19 protein-coding genes and 1 pseudogene are annotated in these 22,208 nt (G+C 56.5%); 5 read left to right on the forward strand and 15 right to left on the reverse strand.

Annotated elements, in window-relative coordinates:
- Nucleotide 1 precedes the first annotated feature (1 nt).
- From ubiB to udp, 5 genes are all read right to left on the reverse strand, one after another.
- Entirely contained in the window at nucleotides 2-1,642 is a 1,641-nt protein-coding gene (gene ubiB, locus ACF8PE_RS16165; RefSeq protein WP_059306995.1) for a ubiquinone biosynthesis regulatory protein kinase UbiB, read from the reverse strand.
- The gene (ubiJ, locus tag ACF8PE_RS16170) at nucleotides 1,639-2,244 is read right to left on the reverse strand and encodes a ubiquinone biosynthesis protein UbiJ (protein ID WP_059306994.1); all 606 of its coding nucleotides are present in this window, start codon (nucleotides 2,242-2,244) and stop codon (nucleotides 1,639-1,641) included. Before ubiJ ends, ubiB begins: the two co-directional genes overlap by 4 nt.
- Nucleotides 2,245-2,257: 13 nt before the next feature.
- A complete protein-coding gene (gene ubiE / locus ACF8PE_RS16175) occupies nucleotides 2,258-3,013 on the reverse strand; it encodes a bifunctional demethylmenaquinone methyltransferase/2-methoxy-6-polyprenyl-1,4-benzoquinol methylase UbiE (protein WP_032615102.1) in 756 nt (251 codons plus the stop codon).
- A gap of 137 nt (nucleotides 3,014-3,150) precedes the next feature.
- Nucleotides 3,151-4,527: a DNA recombination protein RmuC gene (rmuC, locus tag ACF8PE_RS16180; protein WP_051916088.1), complete on the reverse strand. Its 1,377-nt coding sequence runs from the start codon at nucleotides 4,525-4,527 to the stop codon at nucleotides 3,151-3,153.
- Nucleotides 4,528-4,666: 139 nt separating this feature from the next.
- Nucleotides 4,667-5,428: a uridine phosphorylase gene (gene udp / locus ACF8PE_RS16185; protein ID WP_032615104.1), complete on the reverse strand. Its 762-nt coding sequence runs from the start codon at nucleotides 5,426-5,428 to the stop codon at nucleotides 4,667-4,669.
- Between the two features lie 251 nt (nucleotides 5,429-5,679).
- On the opposite strand from udp, the gene ACF8PE_RS16190 reads away from it, so the two are divergent.
- Nucleotides 5,680-6,483 carry a dienelactone hydrolase family protein gene (locus ACF8PE_RS16190; RefSeq protein ID WP_032615106.1) on the forward strand — a complete coding sequence of 268 codons (804 nt, stop codon included), beginning with the start codon at nucleotides 5,680-5,682 and terminating at the stop codon, nucleotides 6,481-6,483.
- A gap of 123 nt (nucleotides 6,484-6,606) precedes the next feature.
- Here the strand turns inward: ACF8PE_RS16190 and metE are convergent, their stop codons facing one another.
- Nucleotides 6,607-8,871: a 5-methyltetrahydropteroyltriglutamate--homocysteine S-methyltransferase gene (gene metE / locus ACF8PE_RS16195; protein ID WP_103793462.1), complete on the reverse strand. Its 2,265-nt coding sequence runs from the start codon at nucleotides 8,869-8,871 to the stop codon at nucleotides 6,607-6,609.
- Nucleotides 8,872-9,107: 236 nt separating this feature from the next.
- On the opposite strand from metE, the gene metR reads away from it, so the two are divergent.
- A complete protein-coding gene (gene metR, locus ACF8PE_RS16200) occupies nucleotides 9,108-10,061 on the forward strand; it encodes an HTH-type transcriptional regulator MetR (protein ID WP_077227584.1) in 954 nt (317 codons plus the stop codon).
- Here metR and ACF8PE_RS16205 read toward each other — a convergent pair.
- The 3 genes from ACF8PE_RS16205 to pldB all read right to left on the reverse strand — a co-directional run bounded on the left by ACF8PE_RS16205 (nucleotide 9,949) and on the right by pldB (nucleotide 12,752).
- On the reverse strand, nucleotides 9,949-10,848 hold the full coding sequence (locus tag ACF8PE_RS16205) for a carboxylate/amino acid/amine transporter (protein ID WP_130588103.1): 900 nt from the start codon (nucleotides 10,846-10,848) through the stop codon (nucleotides 9,949-9,951). The two genes, metR and ACF8PE_RS16205, sit on opposite strands and share 113 nt — an antisense overlap.
- An 82-nt stretch (nucleotides 10,849-10,930) precedes the next feature.
- Nucleotides 10,931-11,731 carry a sugar/pyridoxal phosphate phosphatase YigL gene (gene yigL / locus ACF8PE_RS16210; RefSeq protein ID WP_148569988.1) on the reverse strand — a complete coding sequence of 267 codons (801 nt, stop codon included), beginning with the start codon at nucleotides 11,729-11,731 and terminating at the stop codon, nucleotides 10,931-10,933.
- Between the two features lie 25 nt (nucleotides 11,732-11,756).
- Nucleotides 11,757-12,752: a lysophospholipase L2 gene (gene pldB / locus ACF8PE_RS16215; RefSeq protein WP_103793461.1), complete on the reverse strand. Its 996-nt coding sequence runs from the start codon at nucleotides 12,750-12,752 to the stop codon at nucleotides 11,757-11,759.
- Nucleotides 12,753-12,861: 109 nt separating this feature from the next.
- Between pldB and rhtB the strand changes: the two genes are divergently transcribed.
- A complete protein-coding gene (gene rhtB, locus ACF8PE_RS16220) occupies nucleotides 12,862-13,482 on the forward strand; it encodes a homoserine/homoserine lactone efflux protein (protein ID WP_032615119.1) in 621 nt (206 codons plus the stop codon).
- Between the two features lie 49 nt (nucleotides 13,483-13,531).
- Here the strand turns inward: rhtB and rhtC are convergent, their stop codons facing one another.
- The 3 genes from rhtC to pldA all read right to left on the reverse strand — a co-directional run bounded on the left by rhtC (nucleotide 13,532) and on the right by pldA (nucleotide 16,995).
- A complete protein-coding gene (gene rhtC, locus ACF8PE_RS16225) occupies nucleotides 13,532-14,152 on the reverse strand; it encodes a threonine export protein RhtC (RefSeq protein ID WP_103793460.1) in 621 nt (206 codons plus the stop codon).
- 61 nt (nucleotides 14,153-14,213) lie between these two features.
- Nucleotides 14,214-16,043, reverse strand: a complete 1,830-nt coding sequence (recQ, locus tag ACF8PE_RS16230; RefSeq protein WP_077227587.1) for an ATP-dependent DNA helicase RecQ — start codon at nucleotides 16,041-16,043, stop codon at nucleotides 14,214-14,216.
- 91 nt (nucleotides 16,044-16,134) lie between these two features.
- A complete protein-coding gene (gene pldA / locus ACF8PE_RS16235; protein ID WP_032615125.1) occupies nucleotides 16,135-16,995 on the reverse strand; it encodes a phospholipase A in 861 nt (286 codons plus the stop codon).
- A gap of 158 nt (nucleotides 16,996-17,153) precedes the next feature.
- Between pldA and yigI the strand changes: the two genes are divergently transcribed.
- Both yigI and rarD read left to right on the forward strand, forming a co-directional pair.
- Complete coding sequence (gene yigI / locus ACF8PE_RS16240) at nucleotides 17,154-17,621, forward strand: acyl-CoA thioesterase YigI (RefSeq protein ID WP_032615127.1); 468 nt, start codon at nucleotides 17,154-17,156, stop codon at nucleotides 17,619-17,621.
- A gap of 51 nt (nucleotides 17,622-17,672) precedes the next feature.
- Nucleotides 17,673-18,565, forward strand: a pseudogene (gene rarD / locus ACF8PE_RS16245) (EamA family transporter RarD).
- 71 nt (nucleotides 18,566-18,636) lie between these two features.
- On the opposite strand, the gene corA reads toward rarD, so the two are convergent.
- From corA to uvrD, 3 genes are all read right to left on the reverse strand, one after another.
- Nucleotides 18,637-19,587 carry a magnesium/cobalt transporter CorA gene (gene corA / locus ACF8PE_RS16250; RefSeq protein WP_032615131.1) on the reverse strand — a complete coding sequence of 317 codons (951 nt, stop codon included), beginning with the start codon at nucleotides 19,585-19,587 and terminating at the stop codon, nucleotides 18,637-18,639.
- A gap of 148 nt (nucleotides 19,588-19,735) precedes the next feature.
- Nucleotides 19,736-19,792: a YsgD/CorL family protein gene (gene ysgD, locus ACF8PE_RS16255; protein ID WP_212743980.1), complete on the reverse strand. Its 57-nt coding sequence runs from the start codon at nucleotides 19,790-19,792 to the stop codon at nucleotides 19,736-19,738.
- 149 nt (nucleotides 19,793-19,941) lie between these two features.
- Complete coding sequence (gene uvrD, locus ACF8PE_RS16260) at nucleotides 19,942-22,104, reverse strand: DNA helicase II (RefSeq protein WP_032615133.1); 2,163 nt, start codon at nucleotides 22,102-22,104, stop codon at nucleotides 19,942-19,944.
- Between the last annotated feature and the right edge of the window lie 104 nt (nucleotides 22,105-22,208).

Raw genomic sequence — 22,208 nt, forward strand, 5'->3', positions numbered from 1 at the left:
TTCAGCGCGTTTTACGCCATCCGGCTAACCAGACAACCACGCCACCCGCCATCAACCAGGCGGGCATAAGTTCCCACTCAGGACGATTGATCAGCAGCAGCGTGCCACTTAACAACAGTGTCGCCCCAATGCCAAACAGATACCGGGACTGCCCCTGACGCACATGGTTGGTTTGCAACTCGCGGGCAATTTTATCCACGCTGTGCTGCAAGTTTTTGCTCTGACGCAAACTGTCATACACCAGTTCAGGAATTTCGGGCATTTTTTCAATCCAGAAGGGTGCTTTCTCTTTCAGGGAGCGCACCAGCGCGGGAAGACCAACCTGATCTTTGATCCACGACTCCAGGAAAGGTTTTGCCGTTTTCCATAAGTCTAACTGAGGATAGAGCTGCCGCCCCACCCCTTCAACGTAAAGTAATGTTTTCTGAAGTAAAACTAACTGCGGTTGCACTTCCATATTGAAGCGGCGTGCGGTATTGAACAGGTTCAACAGCACATGACCGAACGAGATCTCTGCCAGCGGCTTCTCAAAGATGGGTTCACAGACCGTACGAATGGCGAACTCAAACTCTTCAACATTGGTATCCAGCGGAACCCAGCCGGAATCAACGTGCAACTCGGCGACTTTGCGATAGTCCCGGTTAAAGAAGGCGATAAAGTTCTCGGCCAGGTAGCGTTTATCTTCTTTATTCAGCGAGCCGACAATACCGCAGTCGATGCCGATGTACTGCGGATCTTCGGGGTGCTCGTAGCTGACGAAGATATTGCCCGGGTGCATGTCAGCGTGAAAGAAGCTGTCGCGGAACACCTGGGTAAAGAAGACCTGCACGCCACGTTCGGCCAGCAGCTTCATGTTGGTGCCCTGCTTTTCCAGGGTCGCAACGTCCGAGACCGGGATCCCGTAGATGCGCTCCATCACCATCATGTCCTGGCTGCAATAGTCGGAATAGACTTCCGGCACATACAGCATCGGGCTGTTTTCAAAGTTGCGGCGCAGCTGAATGGCGTTCGCCGATTCACGCAGCAGGTTCAGCTCATCAATCAGCGTTTTTTCATATTCGCGTACCACTTCCAGCGGGCGCAGACGGCGGCCGTCAGGCAGCAGACGCGGCACCCAGCGGGCCAGGCGATAGATGAGTTTCATGTCGGCTTTGATGATTGGCAGAATATCCGGGCGGATCACCTTAATGACCACCTCTTTGCCATTCTCTTTCAGCTTTGCGGTATGAACCTGAGCAATAGAGGCCGAAGCCAGCGGCTTGATGTCAAAATCATCAAACCAGGTCTCAACCGGGAGATCGCCCATCGCCTTTTCGATCTGCTGTTTCGCCAGCTTGCCTTCGAACGGGGCGACTTTATCCTGCAGCAGCGCCAGCTGATCGGCAATCATTGGCGGGAACAGGTCACGGCGGGTGGAGAGCATCTGGCCGAACTTGATCCAGACCGGTCCCAGCTCCTGAAGAGCCAACCGCAGTCTTTCACCAAGCAGTTTGTCCTGATGGCGATTAGGCATCCAGAATAGCGTTCGTCGCCAGATACGCAGCGGCATTGTGATACGCATTCTGGGGATAAGTTCGTCCAGACCGTAGCTCAAAAAGGTGCGGATGATAAAGTAGAGGCGCCGAATTTCACCAGGCGTCATTTGCCCTCCAGTTTTTCAAGCCGTTTTGTCAGTGCATCGACCGAACGCTCAACGGCTGCGGTCTCTTCTGCGAACCATGCTGCTTCCAGCGGGCCTGGCGCCATGCGCCACTCCTCGGTAAGCACTTCTCCGGCGTAGCGCTGCTGGCGCTGAAAACCCTTTTTCAGCAACGAGGCACCGCCGCGCAGTACTTTACTGATCCCTTCAGCGGCAATATCGCCTGTCCAGGGAGCCAGCAATTCTGCCGGGTCAAACTCGGCCAGGTCAGCCAGGGAGACAAAGTTTTGCACCACCTGGAGATCGCCCTGAACCTCCAGCTCGCCGCTACGGATCAGGGCGGTAAGCTGCTGGCGATCGCGCAGTTTGGGTAACGTGCTCATGTGGGTAATGACGGAGCAATCGGCCTCGCCTTCCCACTCGCCGAGCACGTCGAGCTGACGCTCGCTGAATACCAGCACCAGCGGGGTCGAAAACTCTTTTAATACCACCCGCAGCACTTTGCCGTTCAGACGCTGACGCGCCGTTTTCAGCGCAGGAGACCGATAAAGAAACGTATTCAGTACGTTTTCCACACCGGCTGTGATCAAGGGTTTAAACGGCATTCGCCACCTCCACTCAGAACTTATAACCGCGATGTAGCGCGACAACGCCTGCCGTCATGTTGAAGTAGTCAACATTGTCAAAGCCTGCATCCTGCATCATGGCTTTTAAGGTGTCCTGATTTGGGTGCATACGGATGGATTCAGCCAGGTAACGATAGCTGTCTGCATCGTTGGCCACCATTTCGCCAATACGTGGCAGGATGTGGAACGAATAGGCGTCGTACGCTTTGCTCAGCGGCTCAATAATTGGTTTTGAGAATTCCAGCACCAGCAGGCGTCCACCCGGTTTCAGCACGCGGTACATGGAACGCAGCGCCTTCTCTTTATCGGTGACGTTACGCAGACCGAAAGAGATAGTGATGCAGTCAAAGGTGTTATCCGGGAAAGGCAGCGCTTCAGCGTTCGCCTGGACATATTCAACGTTGCCGACCACGCCAATATTGCGCAGTTTCTCACGGCCCATTTTCAACATGGAGTCGTTGATATCAGCCAGCACAACACGGCCCGTTTCGCCCACCAGACGCGAGAATTTCGCTGTCAGGTCGCCGGTGCCGCCAGCCAGATCCAGCACGGTTTGCCCACGACGCACGCCGCTACAATCAATAGTGAAGCGCTTCCACAAGCGATGAATGCCGAATGACATCAGGTCATTCATTACATCGTACTTCGCCGCCACGGAATGGAAAACGTGGGCCACCATGTCAGCTTTCTGCGCTTTAGCGACAGTCTGAAAGCCAAAGTGCGTTGTGTCTTGTGAATCTTCAACCATCTTAGAGCCTGCTTATCAGTCAAATGTTTGAGAAGTGTAACAGATTGGGCGCATTTGCCCTACGTTTCAACCACCCCAGGAATAACGTTCCAGGGGGCTGCCGACGCCTGTTTGCCTGCTAAGGTATTGTTTATATTTTAAACGGGACTATCACTGCGCAGCCGGTACTCTTCATCCTGAGACGTGGCCTGTTCGACCATTTCAGGATTAATCTCGCGTTTTACCTCTACGCCAAGGCTGCGGAACGATTCGGCCTGGGCCAGCAGGTTGCCGCGCCCGGAGGCCAGTTTTTTCATCGCCTGGCGATAGTTATCCTGAGCGCGATCCAGGCTCTGCCCGACCGATGACATATCATCGACGAACAGGCGCATTTTGTCATACAGGCGGCTGGCGCGATCGGCAATCTGTTGGGCATTGCGGCTCTGGTGCTCGTAGCGCCACAGGTTAGCAATGGTGCGCAGCGCCACCAGCAACGTGGTAGGGCTGACCAGCATAATGTTGTTTTTCAGCGCTTCAGAGATCAGCTCCGGCTGGCGGTCCAGCGCCACCAGGAAGGCCGGTTCAACCGGGATGAACATCAGCACGTAGTCAAGCGAACGCAGGCCAGGCAGTTGCTGATAATCTTTGCGCCCCAGCAGACGAATGTGGTTACGCACAGAGGCGATATGTTCCTGCAACGCCGACTCGCGGGTGTAGTCATCTTCGGCGTTGAAGTACCGCTCATAGGCTACCAGGGTCATTTTGGCATCGATGACCACGTCCTTTTCTTGCGGCAGACGAACAATGACGTCGGGCTGCATTCGCGCACGGGTCTCGGTTTCAATGCTGACCTGAGTTTGATATTCATGGCCCTCGCGCAGACCAGAGGCCTCCAGCACGCGGGTTAGAACCACTTCACCCCAGTTGCCCTGGGTTTTATTGTCGCCTTTCAGCGCCCGGGTGAGGTTGATCGCCTCCTGCGCCATCTGGGCATTCAGTTGCTGGAGATTACGGATTTCATGAGCCAGCGTGTGGCGCTCCCGCGCCTCCTGACCAAAGCTGTCCTGGACCTGGCGACGAAAGCCGTCCAGCTGTTCGCGCAGGGGCGTTAGCAGGCCGTTCAGGCTCTGACGATTTTGTTCATCGACGCGGCGGTTACTCTGCTCAAAGATACGGTTGGCGAGATTTTCGAACTGCTCACTCAGGCGCTGCTCGCTGTTGATCATCTGGCGGATTTTGTCTTCCGCATGCAGCTGGGTGGACTCCAGACGGGTAGTGACTTCGCGCAGGTCGGCTTCCAGCGAGGTATTGATATCCCGCAAATTACGCAGTTCGTTATTGAGTAACTCGCATTCATCGCGCCAGTGCCCGCTCTGCGCCGTTTGTTGTTTTAGCGCACTTAAGTCGGCCACCATCTCTTCGCGTTCGGCAAGCTGCTCGGCTTTTTGCTGCGCATGCTGGTAGCTGGCGAGCAACCAGCCTACGCCGACGCTGACCAGCGCAATAACGGCATAAAAAAGGACAGAAATATCCACGACGCCCCCTGCATCAAGGTATGACCCGCACAAAATAGAATTGTGCTGTATAAACGTCCAGTTTGAAAAGGGTTTTCTGCGAGGCGCTACGCAAAGAAAAAGGCCGAACAGGTCGGCCTTTGGCAGAGAAAAGGGGAAATTACAGCAGGCGACGGGCCGCTTCTACCACGATTTTCACCGCGTGGCTTTCGGTCTGCTTCATGGTCTCAGCGTTCGGGATCTCTTGCTGGGTACGGTTAACGATCACACCCGCAACCATACCGGCACGCAGGCCCTGGCTTGCACACATGGTCAGCAGCGTGGCTGATTCCATTTCATAGTTCATAACGCCCATAGACTGCCACTCTTCCATCGAACCTTTGAAGCGGTTAACGACGCGACCGGAGAAGGTGTCGTAGCGCTCCTGGCCCGGATAGAAGGTATCAGAGGAGGCGGTGACACCAATGTGAGTCGTCGCGCCAACGGATTTTGCGGCTTCCACCAGCGCGGTGGTGCACTCGAAATCGGCCACAGCCGGGAATTCCATTGGAGCAAAGTGCAGGCTCGCGCCATCCAGACGAACGGACGCCGTGGTCACCAGGACATCGCCAACGTTGATATGCGGCTGGATCGCACCGGTCGTGCCGATACGCAGGAAAGTACGAATGCCCAGCTGTGCCAGCTCTTCAACAGCAATAGAGGTAGACGGGCCACCGATACCGGTAGAGCACACGATCACCGCTTTGCCGTCCAGCTCTGCCCGCCAGGTCGTAAATTCGCGATGGGCTGCCAGCTTAACCGGCTTATCCATCAGCGCGGCGATCTTTTCCACACGCTCAGGATCGCCAGGGACGATAGCGAGCGTAGCCCCTTGTAAATCGTTTTTAGTGAGGCCGAGATGAAAAACATCAGACTTAGACATAGAAAACTCCTCTGGGGGTCAGTTTGTCAGCAGAAGCAAAACGGTACTTTACCGAAGGATCCGGCTCAGTTTCGTGACGGACATCACCATGAATAAAATTGATTGCAGTTAATTACCATGAAATAGTGATTAACATCACATTAACGACTTATATCGTTATCTGTTGCACAAAAGATAGCCTGTTTCGGGCACTGTGGATTGTTAACCTGCGGACTATATTTACTTTTGCGCTAATTGGTACGGAGAATGCCATGACTGGAAAATCTGGATTTGCCCCTGCTGCAGACTTGCAAGCCTCAACCGTTGTCACTACGCCCGACGAAGCCATTACCGCCGGGGAGACCTCCATTCCGACCCAGGGCGATAATATGCCCGCTTATCATGCCCGGCCTAAAAATGCGCAAGGGGCATTGCCGATCGTCATTGTGGTTCAGGAAATTTTCGGCGTGCATGAGCACATTCGCGATATCTGCCGTCGCCTGGCGCTGGAAGGCTATCTGGCCATCGCGCCTGAACTCTATTTCCGTCAGGGTGACCCGAACGATTACAGCGACATTCCCACCCTGTACAGCAATCTGGTCACTAAAGTACCGGATGCACAGGTGCTGGCGGATCTTGACCACGTTGCCAACTGGGCGGCGCGCAATGGTGGCGATGCCCACCGTCTGCTGGCGACCGGCTTCTGCTGGGGCGGACGTATCAGTTGGCTGTATGCCGCGCACAACCCCCAGCTAAAAGCTGCCGTGGCCTGGTATGGCAAGCTGGTGGGCGAGAAGACGTTGAATTCACCGAAGCATCCGGTCGATATCGCCACCGATTTGAACGCACCGGTGCTTGGACTCTATGGGGCAGAAGATACCGGTATCCCGCTTGATACCGTGGAGACCATGCGCCAGGCCCTGCGCGCGGCAAACGCCACGGCGGAGATTGTGGTCTACCCGGAAGCCGGGCATGCGTTTAATGCTGACTATCGTCCGAGCTATCATGCCGAATCAGCCAAAGATGGCTGGGCACGGATGCTGGCGTGGTTTGCGCAGTATGGCAATAAGAAGTAACCACAGGACCGGTAAAGACAATCCATTGCCGGGTAGCATCTTGCTTTACCCGGCCCTACAGCTGAACAGCTCTGTGGTTTTGTAGGCCCGGTAAGCGTAGCGCCGCCGGGCAAACTGCCGATGTTATGACGCCTGACGCAAATTCTGCGCAGCTTTCACCATATTTGCCAGCGCGGCCCGGGTTTCCGGCCAGCCGCGGGTTTTGAGGCCGCAATCCGGGTTAACCCACAGGCGCTCTGCCGGAATACGCTGCGCCGCTTTCTGCAACAGGGCTTCAATCCACTCCACGCTCGGGACGTTCGGGGAGTGAATGTCGTATACCCCCGGCCCGATTTCGTTCGGGTAGTCGAACTCTTCAAATGACTCCAGCAACTCCATATCGGAACGCGAGGTCTCAATGGTAATCACGTCGGCATCCAGTGCAGCGATGGAGTCCATGATGTCGTTGAACTCGCAGTAACACATGTGAGTGTGGATCTGGGTGTCATCTTTCGCTACCGCGGCGTTGATGCGGAAAGCTTCCACACCCCACTGAAGGTAGGCATCCCAGTCACTGCGGCGCAGCGGCAGACCTTCGCGTAGCGCCGGTTCGTCGATCTGGATGATGCCGATCCCTGCGGCTTCCAGATCGGCTACTTCGTCACGCAGCGCCAGGGCAATCTGTTTGGCGATGGTTTCACGGGTGACATCTTCACGCGGGAAGGACCAGCACAAAATCGTCACCGGACCTGTCAGCATACCTTTTACTGGCTTGTCGGTCAGGGATTGGGCGAATTTTGCCCATTCCACGGTGATCGCCTCAGGACGGCTGACATCGCCGATCACCACAGGCGGTTTCACGCAGCGGGAGCCGTAGCTCTGCACCCAGCCATTTTGCGTAAAGACGAACCCGTCGAGGTGTTCACCGAAATACTCCACCATGTCATTACGCTCGGCTTCACCATGGACCAGCACGTCCAGCCCCAGGCGCTCCTGCTCCACAATCGCCTGCTTAATGTGTTCGGCGATACCTGTGCGGTAGTTGCCCGCATCAAGGTTGCCCTTTTTGAAGTCCAGACGCAGGCCGCGGATCTCGGTAGTCTGCGGGAAGGAGCCGATGGTAGTGGTCGGCCAGGCTGGCAGGTTGAAGCGCGCGCGCTGGGCTTCGGCACGAACCTCATACGGACTCTGGCGTTGGCTGTCCTGAGCCGTGATGGCCGCCAGACGTTTTTCCACGGCGGCATTGTGCACGCGCGTCGAGTGGCGACGGGCCTGAATCGGGGCGCTCCATTCAGTGATCGCCGCCGTGTCGCCCGTATTCAATGCATCGCGCAGCAGGGCCAGCTCTTCACATTTTTGCAGAGCGAAGGCAAACCAGCTTTTCACTTCTGCATCCAGCCGTGTTTCAACGCTCAGGTCGATTGGGCTGTGTAACAATGAACACGAGGAAGCTACCCACAGATCACGTTTACCGACAATGCCTTTAATCTGTGCATATTTTTCTGTCAGATCGGCACGCCAGACGTTACGACCGTTCACCAGTCCTGCCGAGAGCAGCCAGTCGGACGGCAGACGATGGTGCAGTTCAGTCACCTCATCTTTGCCGTGAACCAGATCCACATGGAGTCCCTGCACTGGCAGCGCGGTAATGGTGTCGAGGTTTGGCGTGACACCCTCGAAATAGGTGGTCAACAGCAGCTTAACCTGGCCCGCAAGCGCATCGTACGCCGGTTTGAAGGCCTCCAGCCACGCCTGCGGCAGCTCCAGTACCAGTGCAGGTTCGTCAATCTGCACCCACTCAATACCGCGTTTCGCCAGTTCAGCCAGGAACTGTTGATACACCGGCAGGATGTCGTTCAGCAGGCTCAGGCGGTCAAAATGCTCGCCCTTCACTTTGCCCAGCCACAGATACGTTACCGGCCCCAGCAGCACGGGTTTGATCTTGTGGCCCAGCGCCAGGGCTTCGTCCACTTCGTCCAGCAACTGGGTCCAGGTCAGTTTGAACTGCTGACCTTTGACGAACTCTGGCACCATGTAGTGGTAGTTCGTGTTAAACCATTTGGTCATTTCCGCCGCTGCCGCTGGCTCACCCGTCGGGGCGCGGCCACGGCCAATACGGAACAGGGTGTCGATATCTACCGATCCATCGTTGTTCTGATGACGAGCCGGCACGTTGCCAAGCAGCAGGCTGGTGGTCAGAACATGGTCGTACCAGGCGAAATCGCCCACCGGCAGCAGGTCAATACCGGCCTGCTTCTGCTGGTTCCAGTGACGGGCGCGCAGCTCGCGGCCTACCGCCAGCAGTTCTTCACGGGTGGTGTTACCTGCCCAGTAACTTTCTTGTGCTTTTTTCAGTTCGCGACGAAGGCCGACGCGCGGGAAACCGAGAGTATGGTTAATGATTGTCATGTTTTCTTCCTCTAATTAATTGTAAATCCTTTGGATTTTCAATTCAGGGAAGGCGGTAAGTTTGCTCATCTCCCGGCGCTGACATAAGTCAGTGACCGGAGTGAGGAAACGCAGCCAACGCACCATAAATTTAAAAGACGAAGGATTTTAGCCGTCCAGATGTTTACACATCCATAATTGGCGGTTACTGTATATTCCTCAAGCGCAAATTGTTCATGGCGAAGTGAAGGACTTTCATGATCGAGATAAAACACCTGAAAACGCTACAAGCGTTGCGGAACTGCGGGTCCCTCGCGGCGGCGGCGGCCACGCTGCACCAGACACAATCCGCTCTTTCTCACCAGTTCAGCGATCTGGAACAACGCCTTGGCTTCCGTCTGTTTGTGCGTAAAAGTCAGCCGCTACGCTTCACCCCCCAGGGGGAGATCCTGCTGCAGCTGGCTAATCAGGTGTTACCGCAAATCGCCAGCGCGCTACAGGCTTGCCATGAGCCGCAACAGACTAAACTGCGCATTGCCATTGAGTGTCACAGCTGTATTCAGTGGCTGACCCCCGCGCTTGAGAACTTCCGCCAGAAGTGGCCGCAGGTGGAAATGGACTTTAAATCCGGCGTGACTTTTGACCCGCAGCCGTCCCTTGTTCAGGGCGAGCTGGATCTGGTGATGACCTCGGACATTCTGCCGCGCAGCGGCCTGCACTATTCGCCAATGTTTGATTTTGAGGTGCGTCTGGTGCTGGCCCCGGATCATCCGCTGGCCGCGAAAACACGCATCACGCCGGAAGATCTGGCCACGGAAACGCTGCTGATCTACCCGGTGCAGCGCAGTCGTCTGGATATCTGGCGTCACTTCCTGCAGCCCGCAGGCATTAGCCCGCAGCTGAAAAGCGTGGATAACACCCTGCTGCTGATTCAGATGGTGGCGGCCAGAATGGGTATCGCGGCGCTGCCGCACTGGGTAGTGGAGAGTTTTGAACGCCAGGGTCTGGTGGTGACCAAAACCCTGGGCGAGGGATTGTGGAGCCGGTTGTACTCCGCGGTACGCGATGGCGAGCAGCGTCAACCGGTTACCGAGGCCTTTATTCGCTCAGCGCGGAATCACGCCTGCGATCATCTGCCGTTTGTGCGGAGCGCGGAGCGACCCAACGGCGATGCACCCACAGTGAAGCCAGGATCACCGTTCCCCCAATAATGAAGCTTGGCCAGTGCGGTTGTTCCTGCCAGATGGCGAGGTTCACCAGCAGGCCTGCCGGGACATGCACGTTGTTCATGATCCCCAGCGTCCCGGCGTCCACCTGCGTGGCGCCGTAGTTCCACATAAAGTAACCCAGCCCGGATGCCACCACCCCCAACCAGACCAGCACGCTCCACTGCAGCGTGGTCGTCGGCAACTTCTGCGGATTCCCCAGCATGAACCATGCCGCAACCGCCACGATAGCCGCCCCCATGTAGAACCAGGCAAAGGCGTTATGCTGCGGCATCGGCCGGGTTTCCATCAGGCGTTTATAGCCCACCATGCCAATCGCGAAGCTGATGTTGGCGAGCTGGACGAACATCAGCCCGGTCCAGAAGTGATCGCTCACTTTGTCGTAGCGAATAATCGCGGCCCCCACCACCGCCAGTGCCGCGCTCAGCAGGTAGCCCCAGCGCAAACGGCGCTTGCTCAGCAGATCGTAAATCAGGGTGATATAGAGCGGTGTCAGCACGGTAAACAGCAGGAATTCCGATACCGACAGGTAGACGTACGCCCGAAAGCTGAACAGGTACATAATGCCAAGCTGCATCGCGCCTACCAGCATATACAGCAGAATGGTTTTCAGCGTTTGCCCACGTGTACGCAGGAACGGCAGGAACACCAGCGCCGCCAGCCCGACGCGCATCAGCACCGAGAAGTAGCTATCGACGTGTCCGGCAAGGTATTCGCCGATCAGGCTAAAGGAGAAGGCCCACAGGATAGTGGTGATGATGAGTAGCGCCACAATGCTTGTCTCTTTAAAAGATGGACAGGCATTGTAGCGAACTCTTTGGTTGACAACTGAACGCTAAACAACCAAATGAAGATTATTCAAGGAACAGCTTACGCAGGTATTTTGGCACTGCGTTGTCGCCGTTGGTACCGATCACTTCCAGCTCCGGGTGCAGGTCTTTCAGACGCTGATGGGCATTTTCCATGATGCAGCCTTTACCCGCCATGGAGAGCATTTCGGCGTCGTTCATACCGTCGCCAAAGGCGATGCAATCCTGCAGGTTAAAGCCCAGACGTTTAGCTACCGCTTCCAGAGCATGCCCTTTAGAGACGCCACCCGCCATCACTTCCAGACAGGTAAGCGTGGAGAAGCTGACGTTAACCCGATCGCCCCAGCGGGCATTGATCGCCTGCTCCAGCGGCAACAGCGCTTCGTGAGTTTCGGTGGTGAAGAACACTTTGCTGATGCCTTCTGGCTCCAGCAGGCCGGGTTCGTACAGCGAGTAGTTGAAGACCGCCTCTTTGAAGAACCGCATCTCGTCCGGGCGGTGACGGTTCATAAACCATTCATCGTCGCGATAGACGTTGGTGATGATATCGGGGTTGTTATGCATGATACCGAACAGATCGGTGGCGATATCGCGATCGAGGTTATGGGTGAAGATCAGATTCCCGTCCAGATCGTGCACGCGGGCACCGTTGGAGGTGATCATATAGGATTTGATCTCCAGATTATCGCGGATCTGCCCCACATCAACGTGGTGGCGACCGGTGGCGAAGACAAAGTTCACGTCACGGGCAGTCAGGAGTTTTAAGGTCTCTTTCGCGTAAGGCGATAAGGTGTGGTCGGGAGAGAGCAGCGTGCCATCTAAATCAGACGCGACAACCTGGTACATAGGAAAATTTAACCTCTGGTGAATATCAGTTATGCCTGCCGAAAAAGTCGACGATGGCGTGGAGTGCGACTGAGCGCATGGCGTCCTTTTCAAAAAGGATCTCATGGTACGCGCCGTTTATGACCAGCGGTTTATCCCCTTCGCAAGGGTGACCGGCTGCGGCTCGCAGTTCACAAAAGCGGTCGTGCATGCGGTTATCCACTACCCGCTCCTCTTCTGCCTGAAGGATAAGCGTGGGCGTGTTGTCCTGACCGGCATTCGCCAGTACCTCTTCCCCTGCCAGAATCCCTTCGCGAACCCAGTGGTAAGTTGGCCCGCCGACGCGTAAACGCGGTTCATCGGCATAAAAGCGCAGGTTGCGGCGATAACGCTGCCGACTGTGAGTTAACACGTTAATGGCAAACGGCAGTGCGCGCCAGCGCCCGGTGCCGATGGCATAGCCTTCCCGAATGCGCTGATGGCCCTCAGCCCAGTCGAGAATATGGCGTACCATCCAGTCCGGGAAGCGCATGACGATGCCAAACATCGGGGCGCTCAGGGCAATGGCATTACACTGGTGCTGCGGGTGGCGCTGTAAAAACAGCGTGGCGATTGCGCCCCCCATCGAGTGCGCCAGGATAAACCGTTTTCGCCACGGACCGGGCTGTACTTCCTGTTGCCAGAAGGCGGCAAAATCATCGACGTAATCACTGAACTGACTCACATGACCGCGGTGCGTGTCGGACAACATTCGCCCGGAGCGTCCCTGACCGCGATGATCGATAATCAGCACGTCATAACCCAGCCGGAAGAGATCGTAGGCCAGCTCGGCATACTTGACGTAACTTTCGATTCGCCCGGGGCAGATGACTATCACCGAATCATGGGCTTCGGCCTGAAAACGAACAAAGCGCACAGGAACATCATCGACGCCTGCGAAACCGCCTTCCTCGCGCTGGCGCCAGAAATCGGTCAACGGCCCCATTGAGAAAGCAGCGAAAGCCTTTTCTCGCGTTTCCCAGTCCTTATTCTGCTGAAACATCGGGTTTACACCCCTGTAAGCCAAGGAATATCGTTTTTTCGTGACAGGTCGTAAAATGTCGCAACATTAGCGTATTGTGGCATAAAAATAGACGATTCGGGAGCTTCAAATGACCTTCGAGTGGTGGTTCGCCTACCTGCTGACATCCATCATCCTCAGCCTTTCCCCGGGTTCCGGGGCCATTAACACCATGACCACCGCCATGAACCACGGCTATCGCGGCGCCGCCGCGTCTATTGCCGGATTGCAGACCGGGCTGGCCATTCATATCGTGCTGGTCGGCATAGGACTCGGAACGCTCTTCTCCCGCTCGGTGCTGGCTTTCGAAGTGCTGAAATGGGCCGGTGCGGCCTATCTTATCTGGCTGGGGATCCAGCAGTGGCGCGCCGCAGGTGCATTGGATCTGAATACGCTTGCTCAGACCCAGAGCCGGGGCCGCCTGTTTAAGCGTGCGGTATTTGTAAACCTGACCAACCCGAAAAGCATCGTCTTCCTGGCCGCCCTGTTTCCGCAATTTATCGTGCCGCATCAGCCGCAGATCATGCAGTACGTGGTGCTCGGTGTAACCACCATTGTGGTCGATATTATTGTGATGATTGGCTATGCGACGCTGGCAACCCGGATTGCAACATGGATTAAAGGGCCTCGTCAGATGAAGGCCCTGAATAAAGTGTTCGGTTCGCTGTTTATGCTGGTAGGTGCGCTGCTGGCGTCAGCGAGGCATGCTTAATCACATTGCCGGATGGCGCTGATCCGGCCTGTGATTAATGTTACCGTCCTTATCGGGACAGGATCAGGTGAATACCGAAGCCGGCGAATAACGCGCCGGCAAAGCCATCAATCCACTTCGCCAGACGTTGATAACCGCGACGCATCGACGGGAGCGCAAACAGGCTCGCCACGACCGTAAACCAGGCGAAGGTTTCCAGCACGATCAGCAGGAAAATGCCCCAGCGTGCACCGGCCCCGACGTCTTCACCCACAAACAGTGAAAATACTGAACCGAAATAGATAATCGCTTTGGGATTCGCGAGATTAGTCAGCAGCCCTTTCACAAAGCTACGCCCACTGGCGGCCAGCTCCATTTTTGGCTCAGGTGCCTCGCTGCCCTCTTTCTTAAATGCCCCGCGCAGCATCTGGTAGCCCATCCAGCACAGATACAGACCGCCGCCCACCATAATGATGTTATGCAGCCAGGCCATTTTATCGAGGATCAGGTTCAGGCCCAGCAGCGCCAGCGCTGCCCAGACCATTACGCCAAGAGTAATGCCCAGCACGCCCATCATTGCCTCTTTACGGGAGCGGCTCACCGCCGTTTGTGAGACGAAGAAAAAGTCAGGGCCAGGGCTCATCAGCGCCACGATGTGCACCAGCGCCACGGTCAGAAACAGGGTTAACATAATTAACTCGCGGGGAAATAGTTCAGGGAGTCATCATCCTGGCACTTTTTTGCCAGACTGACTACTCCTCATCATCGCCATCCGTATGGGAACGAATCAGCGCCATAAATTCTTTCCCAAAACGCTCTAGCTTACGTGTACCAACGCCGTTGACGCTGAGCATTTCGCTGGCGCTGAGCGGCATCTGCTCGGCCATCTCAATCAGCGTCGCATCGTTAAACACCACATACGGCGGGATATTCTCTTCATCCGCGATAGCCTTGCGCAGCTTACGCAGTTTGGCGAACAGCTTGCGATCGTAGTTGCCGCCGTAGGATTTCTGCATCACCCGCGGTTTCAGCGCCACCACGCGCGGCACGGCCAGTTGCAACTCCACGACGCCACGCAGCACCGGGCGGGCAGCTTCGGTGAGTTGCAGCGCAGAGTGCTGGGCAATGTTCTGGGTCGCAAAGCCCAGGTGGATCAGCTGACGGATGACGCTGACCCAGTGCTCATGGCTCTGATCTCGTCCAATGCCGTACACCGGCAGCTTGTCGTGACCCATCTCGCGGATGCGCTGATTGTTGGCGCCGCGCAGCACTTCCACCACATAGCCCATACCAAAGCGTTGGTTGACGCGGCCAATGGTGGAGAGCGCCTTACGCGCGTCCATTAGCCCGTCATACTGCTTCGGCGGATCGAGACAGATATCGCAGTTACCGCACGACTCCTGGCGACCTTCGCCAAAATAGTTCAGCAGTACCAGACGGCGGCAGGTTTGCGCTTCAGCAAACGCGCCCATCGCGTTGAGCTTGTGGCGCTCGATATCCTGCAGCGCCCCGGCAGGTTTCTCTTCGAGGCAGCGACGCAGCCAGGCCATGTCAGCCGGATCGTAGAACAGCATCGCCTCTGCGGGCAGGCCATCACGCCCGGCGCGGCCCGTCTCCTGATAGTAGGATTCAATATTGCGCGGAATGTCGAAATGCACCACAAAGCGCACGTTCGGCTTGTTGATACCCATCCCAAAGGCGACGGTCGCCACCACGATTTGCAAATCGTCGCGCTGGAACTTCTCCTGCACTTCGGCGCGAACGTGGTTTTCCAGCCCGGCATGATAGGCCGCGGCGCTGAAGCCCCGGCTCTGCAGCCGCGCAGCGGTGTCTTCCACCTTCGCCCGGCTGTTGCAATAGATGATGCCCGACTTGCCGCGCTGCTCCTGGACATAGCGCAACAGCTGATCCAGCGGCTTGAACTTTTCCATCAGCATGTAGCGGATGTTTGGACGGTCGAAGCTGCTGACCTGGATCAGCGGATCGTTAAGGCCCAGCAGCCGCACAATATCGTGCCGGGTGGTATCGTCGGCGGTGGCGGTAAGCGCCATAAACGGCAGCTCAGGGAAGCGCTGGCGCAGCTGGCCGAGCGCGGCATATTCCGGGCGGAAATCATGGCCCCACTGGGAAATACAGTGCGCTTCATCCACTGCCAGCAGCACCGGATTCCAGTGCGCCAGATGCTCAAGGAAGTTATCCAGCATCAGGCGTTCCGGGGCGATATACAGCAGACGCACCTGCCCGGTACGGCACCCGGCCATCACTTCCTGCTGTTGCTCGCGGGTTTGGGTGGAGTTGAGACAGGCCGCCGCCACGCCATTCGCCAGCAGTTGGTCAACCTGATCTTTCATCAGCGAGATCAGCGGTGACACCACCACCGTCAGGCCGTTCAGTACCAGCGCGGGAACCTGATAGCACAACGATTTCCCGCCGCCGGTCGGCATTACCACCAGACAGTCACGGCCCGCGAGGGCGGTGTTAATGATGGTTTCCTGGCCCGGGCGGAACTGCTGGTAGCCAAAGGTTTCATGCAAAACCTGTTTAGCCAGCAACTCCTGATTTACGACTTCCGCCTGCACCACATCAACCCCATTTGCCTGAAATAAAAACAGGCGCTATTTTCAGCGCCTGCGAGAGAAACTTCAACGTTTAAGACAAAAACATTCGAGAGGGCTAGAAAAGATCGTTCAGCATCACGCCCACGCCGACGCGGGTCTGGTTGAAGTTGTAGTCGATGAGCGATTCGCCGTAGCCACTGTAGATCTGGGTGTAGAAACGAACATGCTTAGTCAGCGGATAGCTGACGCCCATCTCCGCACCGCCGTAGCCGGTATTCCAGTTGTACTGACCCTTCACGCTAAGCACCGCTTCGCCCAGCTGATAGCCCACTCGCAGCTGGTAGTAGCCCATGTATTTGGTGATATCCGGGTTATCGTCGGTATTGCCCACCACATACCAGGGTTTGACCTCCACCAGCCAGTTACCGTTCTGCGCCATCAGGCGGGTATAGAGACGGTTCCAGCTGCGCGACGTTGGGTCGGAGCGGCCGTTAGACATGTGATTGTAGCCAAACTCCACGTCCCGCAGCGTCCAGCCCGCCAGCGAGTAATCGGTGGCGAAGCCGAGGAACAGCTGTGGCTCATAGTTGGTCTCACGAAACGGCGAAGATTCATCGCTGTTCGACAGCTGCCACCAGGATTTTTGCGTGTAGGAGCCACCCAGAATCGAGTTCGGCCCCAGAATGCCGCGCCATAGCGGGAAGGCAAGGCTCAGCTGAAACTTCACTTCATCTTTTTGCGAATCGTCAGCCCAGTCATAGGTGCGGATCGCCTCTTTATTGAGGTCGCTGGTGGCGGTGTAAATTAAATAGTTGCTGTCATAGGGGTAGAGCGTAAAAGGATTATCGTGCTCTTCCAATAAGTTAGCGATGATGCTGCCGCGCACGGCAGGCGCTTCCTGAGTTACCGCTTCCTGGGCGAATGCCATAGAGGGCAGCGTAACCGCCGCCAGGAACCCGGCCTGATATATCCGCATCGGTGATGCTCTCCTGCGAAATTGTTTTAATGAAGAATTATTTTGTTCCCTTTTAACATATTTAATTAATAGCCGCCTCACCTGCACTCTGAATCTGGAAATTCACATTGATGAGGCATAAAATCAACATCTTTTTAACAATAAGGATGTGACGTGCTATGTCTGCCACGCTAACTGCTGACCAGGCCCTGAAGCTGGTCGGTGAGATCTTCGTCTACCATATGCCGTTCAACCGTGCGCTGGGGCTGGAGCTGGAGCGCTACGAGAAAGATTTTGCCCAACTGAGCTTTAGTAACCAGCCGATGATGGTGGGTAACTGGGCACAAAGTATTCTCCATGGCGGGGTGATCGCCTCGGCCCTCGACGTTGCCGCCGGGCTGGTTTGCGTCGGCAGTACCCTGACCCGCCACGACACCATTAATGAAGACGAGCTGCGCCAGCGCCTGTCGCGGATGGGCACCATCGATCTGCGCGTCGATTATCTGCGTCCAGGCCGTGGGAATCGCTTTACCGCCAGCAGCAGCCTGCTGCGTGCGGGCAATAAAGTTGCGGTCGCGCGCGTGGAGCTGCACAACGAAGAGCAGGTTTATATCGCCAGCGCAACCGCCACTTATATGGTGGGTTGAGAAGGTAAAATCGGGTAAAATTGCGTTACTTTTTTGTAACGGATTTTCCTGATGGATGCTAAACAGACGCGGCAGGGTGTTCTACTCGCTCTTGCCGCCTATTTTATTTGGGTATCGCGCCCGCCTACTTCAAGCTGATTCACTACGTTCCCGCTGACGAAATTCTTACCCACCGTGTGATCTGGTCGTTTTTCTTTATGGTGGCGCTGATGAGCGTAAGCCGTCAGTGGTCAGGGGTGAAAACGCTCCTGCAAACGCCGAAGAAAATTTTCCTGCTGGCGCTTTCTGCCGTGTTGATTGGCGGCAACTGGCTGCTGTTTATCTGGTCGGTCAACAACCATCACATGCTGGAAGCGAGTCTCGGCTACTTCATTAACCCGCTGGTGAATATCGTGCTGGGGATGCTGTTCCTCGGGGAGCGCTTCCGTCGGATGCAGTGGCTGGCGGTGATCCTCGCCCTCTGCGGCGTTTTGGTTCAGCTGTGGACCTTTGGCTCACTGCCGATCATTGCGCTGGGGCTGGCGTTTAGCTTCGCCTTCTATGGCCTGGTACGCAAGAAAATCGCCGTGGAAGCACAAACCGGGATGCTGTTCGAAACCCTGTGGCTGCTGCCAGTGGCTGCGATTTACCTGTTCGGCATTGCCGACAGCAGCACCAGCCATATGGGCAGTAATCCGTGGACGCTGAACGTGATGCTGATGGCGGCCGGTGTCGTTACCACCATCCCGCTGCTGTGCTTTACCGGAGCGGCAACACGTCTGCGCCTGTCGACGCTGGGTTTCTTCCAGTACATCGGTCCGACGCTGATGTTCCTGCTGGCGGTGCTGTTCTACGGCGAAGTGCCGGGTGCGGATAAGATGGTGACGTTTGGGTTTATCTGGGTGGCACTGGCGATTTTCGTCGCGGATGCGATTTATGCCCAGCGCCGAAAAACGCGTCTGTAATCCTCTCGGGCCATGTCAGAGAATGGACAGGGAATGGCCGGGTAAGGCGTAATCGCCACCCGGCATAACACTTAAAGCCAGTTACGGCGCTTGAAGTAGAGATAAGGCGCCAGCCCGGCGAGTACCATAAAGACAATCGCGCCCGGATAACCAAAGCTCCATTTCAGCTCCGGCATAAACTCAAAGTTCATCCCGTAGCTGGAGGCCACCAGCGTAGGCGGCAGGAACACGACCGAGACCACCGAGAAGATCTTGATGATGCGGTTCTGCTCGATGTTGATAAAGCCCATCGCCGCCTGCATCAGGAAGTTAACTTTCTGGAACAGGGATTCGTTGTGCGGCAGCAGGGATTCGATATCGCGCAGGATCTCACGCGCCTGCTCCAGCTGACCGCCCGGCAAACGCGCCTTACGCACCAGGAAGTTCAGCGCACGCTGGGTATCCATCAGACACAGACGCACCTTCCAGCCGATATCTTCCAGCTCTGCCAGAGTCGAAAGCGCTTCGTCGTACTCATCGCCCTGATGGCCTTCCATGATCACCCGACTCAGCTCTTCCAGATCGCTGTAGATGTTCTCAATCTCATCTGCCAGCTGTTCGATTTTGGTTTCAAACAGGTCAAGCAGCAGCTCATAGGCATTGCCGTCCACCATCGCCTGGCTACGGGCACGCATGCGGTAGAGACGAAATGCAGGCAGTTCACGCTCACGCAGGGTAAACAGGCGACCATCGCGAATGGTAAATGCGACGGTGGAGTTACCGGCGTGATCTTCCGCATCTTCGAAGAAGAAAAAGGAGTGGATGTGCAGACCGTCTTCGTCTTCGAAGAAACGGGCCGACGCCTCGATGTCTTCCAGTTCCGGGCGGGTGGCCAGGCTTTGTCCTAGCTCAGATTGTACGCGCAGGCGTTCGTCGTCGTCCGGCTCGACCAGATCCACCCAAACGGCATCAATGAGGGGTTGTGACTCTTCAGCTTCAAGCCGAATCAGTCGGTTCTTTTCCAGTTGAAATGCGCTCAGCATGACCGGGACTCCCAATGCAATAAATATCGGACAGTTCGGTGGGCACACAGAAACAAATTGGGTTTCAGACCATTAAACAGCCTGACTCAGCGCGACGGGAATAACTGTCGCTGACAACCACTAAGGGCATCAGCGTGAGGAGATAGCCTTAGGAGTTGTTCCTGGATGACAGGGAATTGAGCCAGTATCTACTGGGTGTGTCCAAGGCGAATGTCCTCTTAGCGTAATCGTGCGCGCATGTTACGCCAGCAGTCACAGCGGCGTCAACACGCAACGGAACGCTGAAGAACTTAAAATGCCCTTCAACGTTTAAGCCTGGCAGCTTATTAAAAAATAGTGATATTTTTCGGAAAGTTACACTGCTTCCAGCCGGGCGTAAGCGGCCACCAGCCATTTGATCCCCTGCCCCTGGAATGCCACCTGCAGACGGCTATGTTCCCCGCTGCCTTCCAGATTCACAATCGTGCCCTCACCAAATTTGGCGTGGCGCACACGCTGGCCGAGCTTGAATCCGCTGTCGTTTTCAGCAATCGGTGCACCCAGGCGCTGATGGCTAACCGGACGGCTGATGCTGGCCCGCAGACGGACCTCTTCCACGCACTCTTCCGGCAGTTCACCGACAAAACGCGACGGCCGATGGTAAACCTCTTTGCCGTACAGACGACGGGTTTCCGCATAGGTCAGGGTCAGCTTTTGCATTGCGCGGGTCACGCCCACATAGGCCAGGCGGCGCTCCTCTTCGAGACGCCCGCCCTCATCCAGCGACATCTGGCTCGGGAACATCCCCTCTTCCATGCCGACGATAAACACCTGCGGGAACTCCAGCCCTTTGGCCGAGTGCAGGGTCATCAGCTGAACCGCGTCCTGCCAGGTGTCAGCCTGCCCTTCGCCTGCTTCCAGCGCGGCATGGGACAGGAATGCCTGCAGCGGCATCAGATCTTCGTCTTCTTCGTTGTAGCTGAACTGGCGCGTGGCCGTCACCAGCTCCTCTAAGTTCTCGATACGGGTCTGGCCCTTCTCGCCCTTCTCCTGCTCGTACATCATGCGCAGGCCGGAGTCTTTGATCACCCGGTCGGTCTGAACGTGTAGCGGCATATCGGCAGTTTCATGTGCCAGGGCTTCGATCAGCTCCAGGAAGCGTTGCAGTGCGCTGGCCGCACGTCCGGCAAGAGCCTTCTCCTGCAGCAGCTCGCGACACGCCTGCCACAGGGTCAGCTGGCGATCGCGGGAGGTCTGACGCACCACGTCCAGGGTGCGATCGCCAATGCCGCGCGTTGGGGTGTTGACCACGCGCTCAAAGGCCGCGTCATCGTTACGGTTGGCAATCAGGCGCAGATAAGAGAGCGCGTCTTTAATTTCCTGACGCTCAAAGAAGCGCATCCCGCCATAGATGCGGTACGGCATGCTGGCCTGCAGCAGCGCCTCTTCCAGCACACGCGACTGGGCGTTGCTGCGATAGAGAATGGCGCATTTCTCCAGCGCGCCGCCGTTGTCCTGCCAGGTTTTGATCCGGTTAACCACGAAGCGGGCTTCGTCCAGCTCGTTGAACGCGCAGTAAAGCGAGATCGGCTCGCCGTCGATGCCCTCGGTCCAGAGCTTTTTACCCAGTCGCCCGTTATTGTTTTCAATCAGGGCGTTGGCCGCGCTCAGGATGTTGTTGGTAGAGCGGTAGTTCTGCTCGAGGCGGATGGTCTCTGCGCCAGGGAAGTCCTTAAGGAAACGCTGGATGTTCTCCACCTGCGCGCCACGCCAGCCGTAGATCGACTGATCATCGTCACCGACGATCATCACCTTGCTGGAGTCGCCCGCCAGCAGGCGGATCCACGCGTACTGAATGTTGTTAGTATCCTGGAATTCGTCCACCAGGATGTTGGTGAAGCGTTCGCGGTAGTGCTGCAGGATGTGCGGCTTGTTGAGCCACAGCTCGTGGGCGCGCAGCAGCAGCTCGGCGAAATCCACCAGCCCGGCGCGATCGCAGGCTTCCTGATAGGCCTGATAAACCTTCTGCCAGGTCTGTTCAATGGGGTTGCCAAAACTCTGGATATGATGTGGACGCAGCCCTTCGTCTTTTTGGCTGTTGATGTACCACATGGCCTGACGCGGCGGCCACTGTTTCTCGTCGAGATTCATGGCCTTGATCAGGCGCTTAAGCAGGCGCAGCTGATCTTCGCTGTCGAGGATCTGAAAGTCCTGAGGCAGATTGGCGTCCAGATGGTGCGCACGCAGCAGACGGTGTGCCAGCCCGTGGAAGGTGCCGACCCACATGCCGCCCTGGCTGGTGCCCATCAGCTGGGCGATACGGTGGCGCATCTCTGCCGCCGCTTTGTTGGTGAAGGTCACCGCCATAATGGAGTACGGCGAGCAGTTCTCCACGCTTTGCAGCCAGGCGATACGGTGTACCAGCACACGTGTCTTACCACTGCCCGCCCCTGCCAGCACCAGCATATTGGTGCGCGTCGCGGCAACCGCGTCACGCTGTTTGTCATTAAGGCTGTCGAGCAGGTAAGAAACGTCCATTGGCACCGTCACGTAGTAATCAGGAACACTGCAAAGCGCCCGGTGGCGCTTTGCTTACCGGGCCTACGACTGCAAAACCCTGGTAATTTATACAATATTACTGG

It is taken from the genome of Leclercia sp. GLN_9 (assembly GCF_043105735.1).
Taxonomy (GTDB): Bacteria; Pseudomonadota; Gammaproteobacteria; order Enterobacterales; family Enterobacteriaceae; genus Enterobacter; species Enterobacter adecarboxylatus.

Bases quoted from the DNA above. Each gene is read 5' to 3' on its own strand.
- ubiB (WP_059306995.1), bottom strand. From the start codon at position 1,642: ATGACGCCTGGTGAAATTCGGCGCCTCTACTTTATCATCCGCACCTTT.
- ubiJ (WP_059306994.1), bottom strand. From the start codon at position 2,244: ATGCCGTTTAAACCCTTGATCACAGCCGGTGTGGAAAACGTACTGAAT.
- ubiE (WP_032615102.1), bottom strand. From the start codon at position 3,013: ATGGTTGAAGATTCACAAGACACAACGCACTTTGGCTTTCAGACTGTC.
- udp (WP_032615104.1), bottom strand. From the start codon at position 5,428: ATGTCTAAGTCTGATGTTTTTCATCTCGGCCTCACTAAAAACGATTTA.
- ACF8PE_RS16190 (WP_032615106.1), top strand. From the start codon at position 5,680: ATGACTGGAAAATCTGGATTTGCCCCTGCTGCAGACTTGCAAGCCTCA.
- metE (WP_103793462.1), bottom strand. From the start codon at position 8,871: ATGACAATCATTAACCATACTCTCGGTTTCCCGCGCGTCGGCCTTCGT.
- metR (WP_077227584.1), top strand. From the start codon at position 9,108: ATGATCGAGATAAAACACCTGAAAACGCTACAAGCGTTGCGGAACTGC.
- yigL (WP_148569988.1), bottom strand. From the start codon at position 11,731: ATGTACCAGGTTGTCGCGTCTGATTTAGATGGCACGCTGCTCTCTCCC.
- pldB (WP_103793461.1), bottom strand. From the start codon at position 12,752: ATGTTTCAGCAGAATAAGGACTGGGAAACGCGAGAAAAGGCTTTCGCT.
- rhtB (WP_032615119.1), top strand. From the start codon at position 12,862: ATGACCTTCGAGTGGTGGTTCGCCTACCTGCTGACATCCATCATCCTC.
- rhtC (WP_103793460.1), bottom strand. From the start codon at position 14,152: ATGTTAACCCTGTTTCTGACCGTGGCGCTGGTGCACATCGTGGCGCTG.
- pldA (WP_032615125.1), bottom strand. From the start codon at position 16,995: ATGCGGATATATCAGGCCGGGTTCCTGGCGGCGGTTACGCTGCCCTCT.
- yigI (WP_032615127.1), top strand. From the start codon at position 17,154: ATGTCTGCCACGCTAACTGCTGACCAGGCCCTGAAGCTGGTCGGTGAG.
- corA (WP_032615131.1), bottom strand. From the start codon at position 19,587: ATGCTGAGCGCATTTCAACTGGAAAAGAACCGACTGATTCGGCTTGAA.
- uvrD (WP_032615133.1), bottom strand. From the start codon at position 22,104: ATGGACGTTTCTTACCTGCTCGACAGCCTTAATGACAAACAGCGTGAC.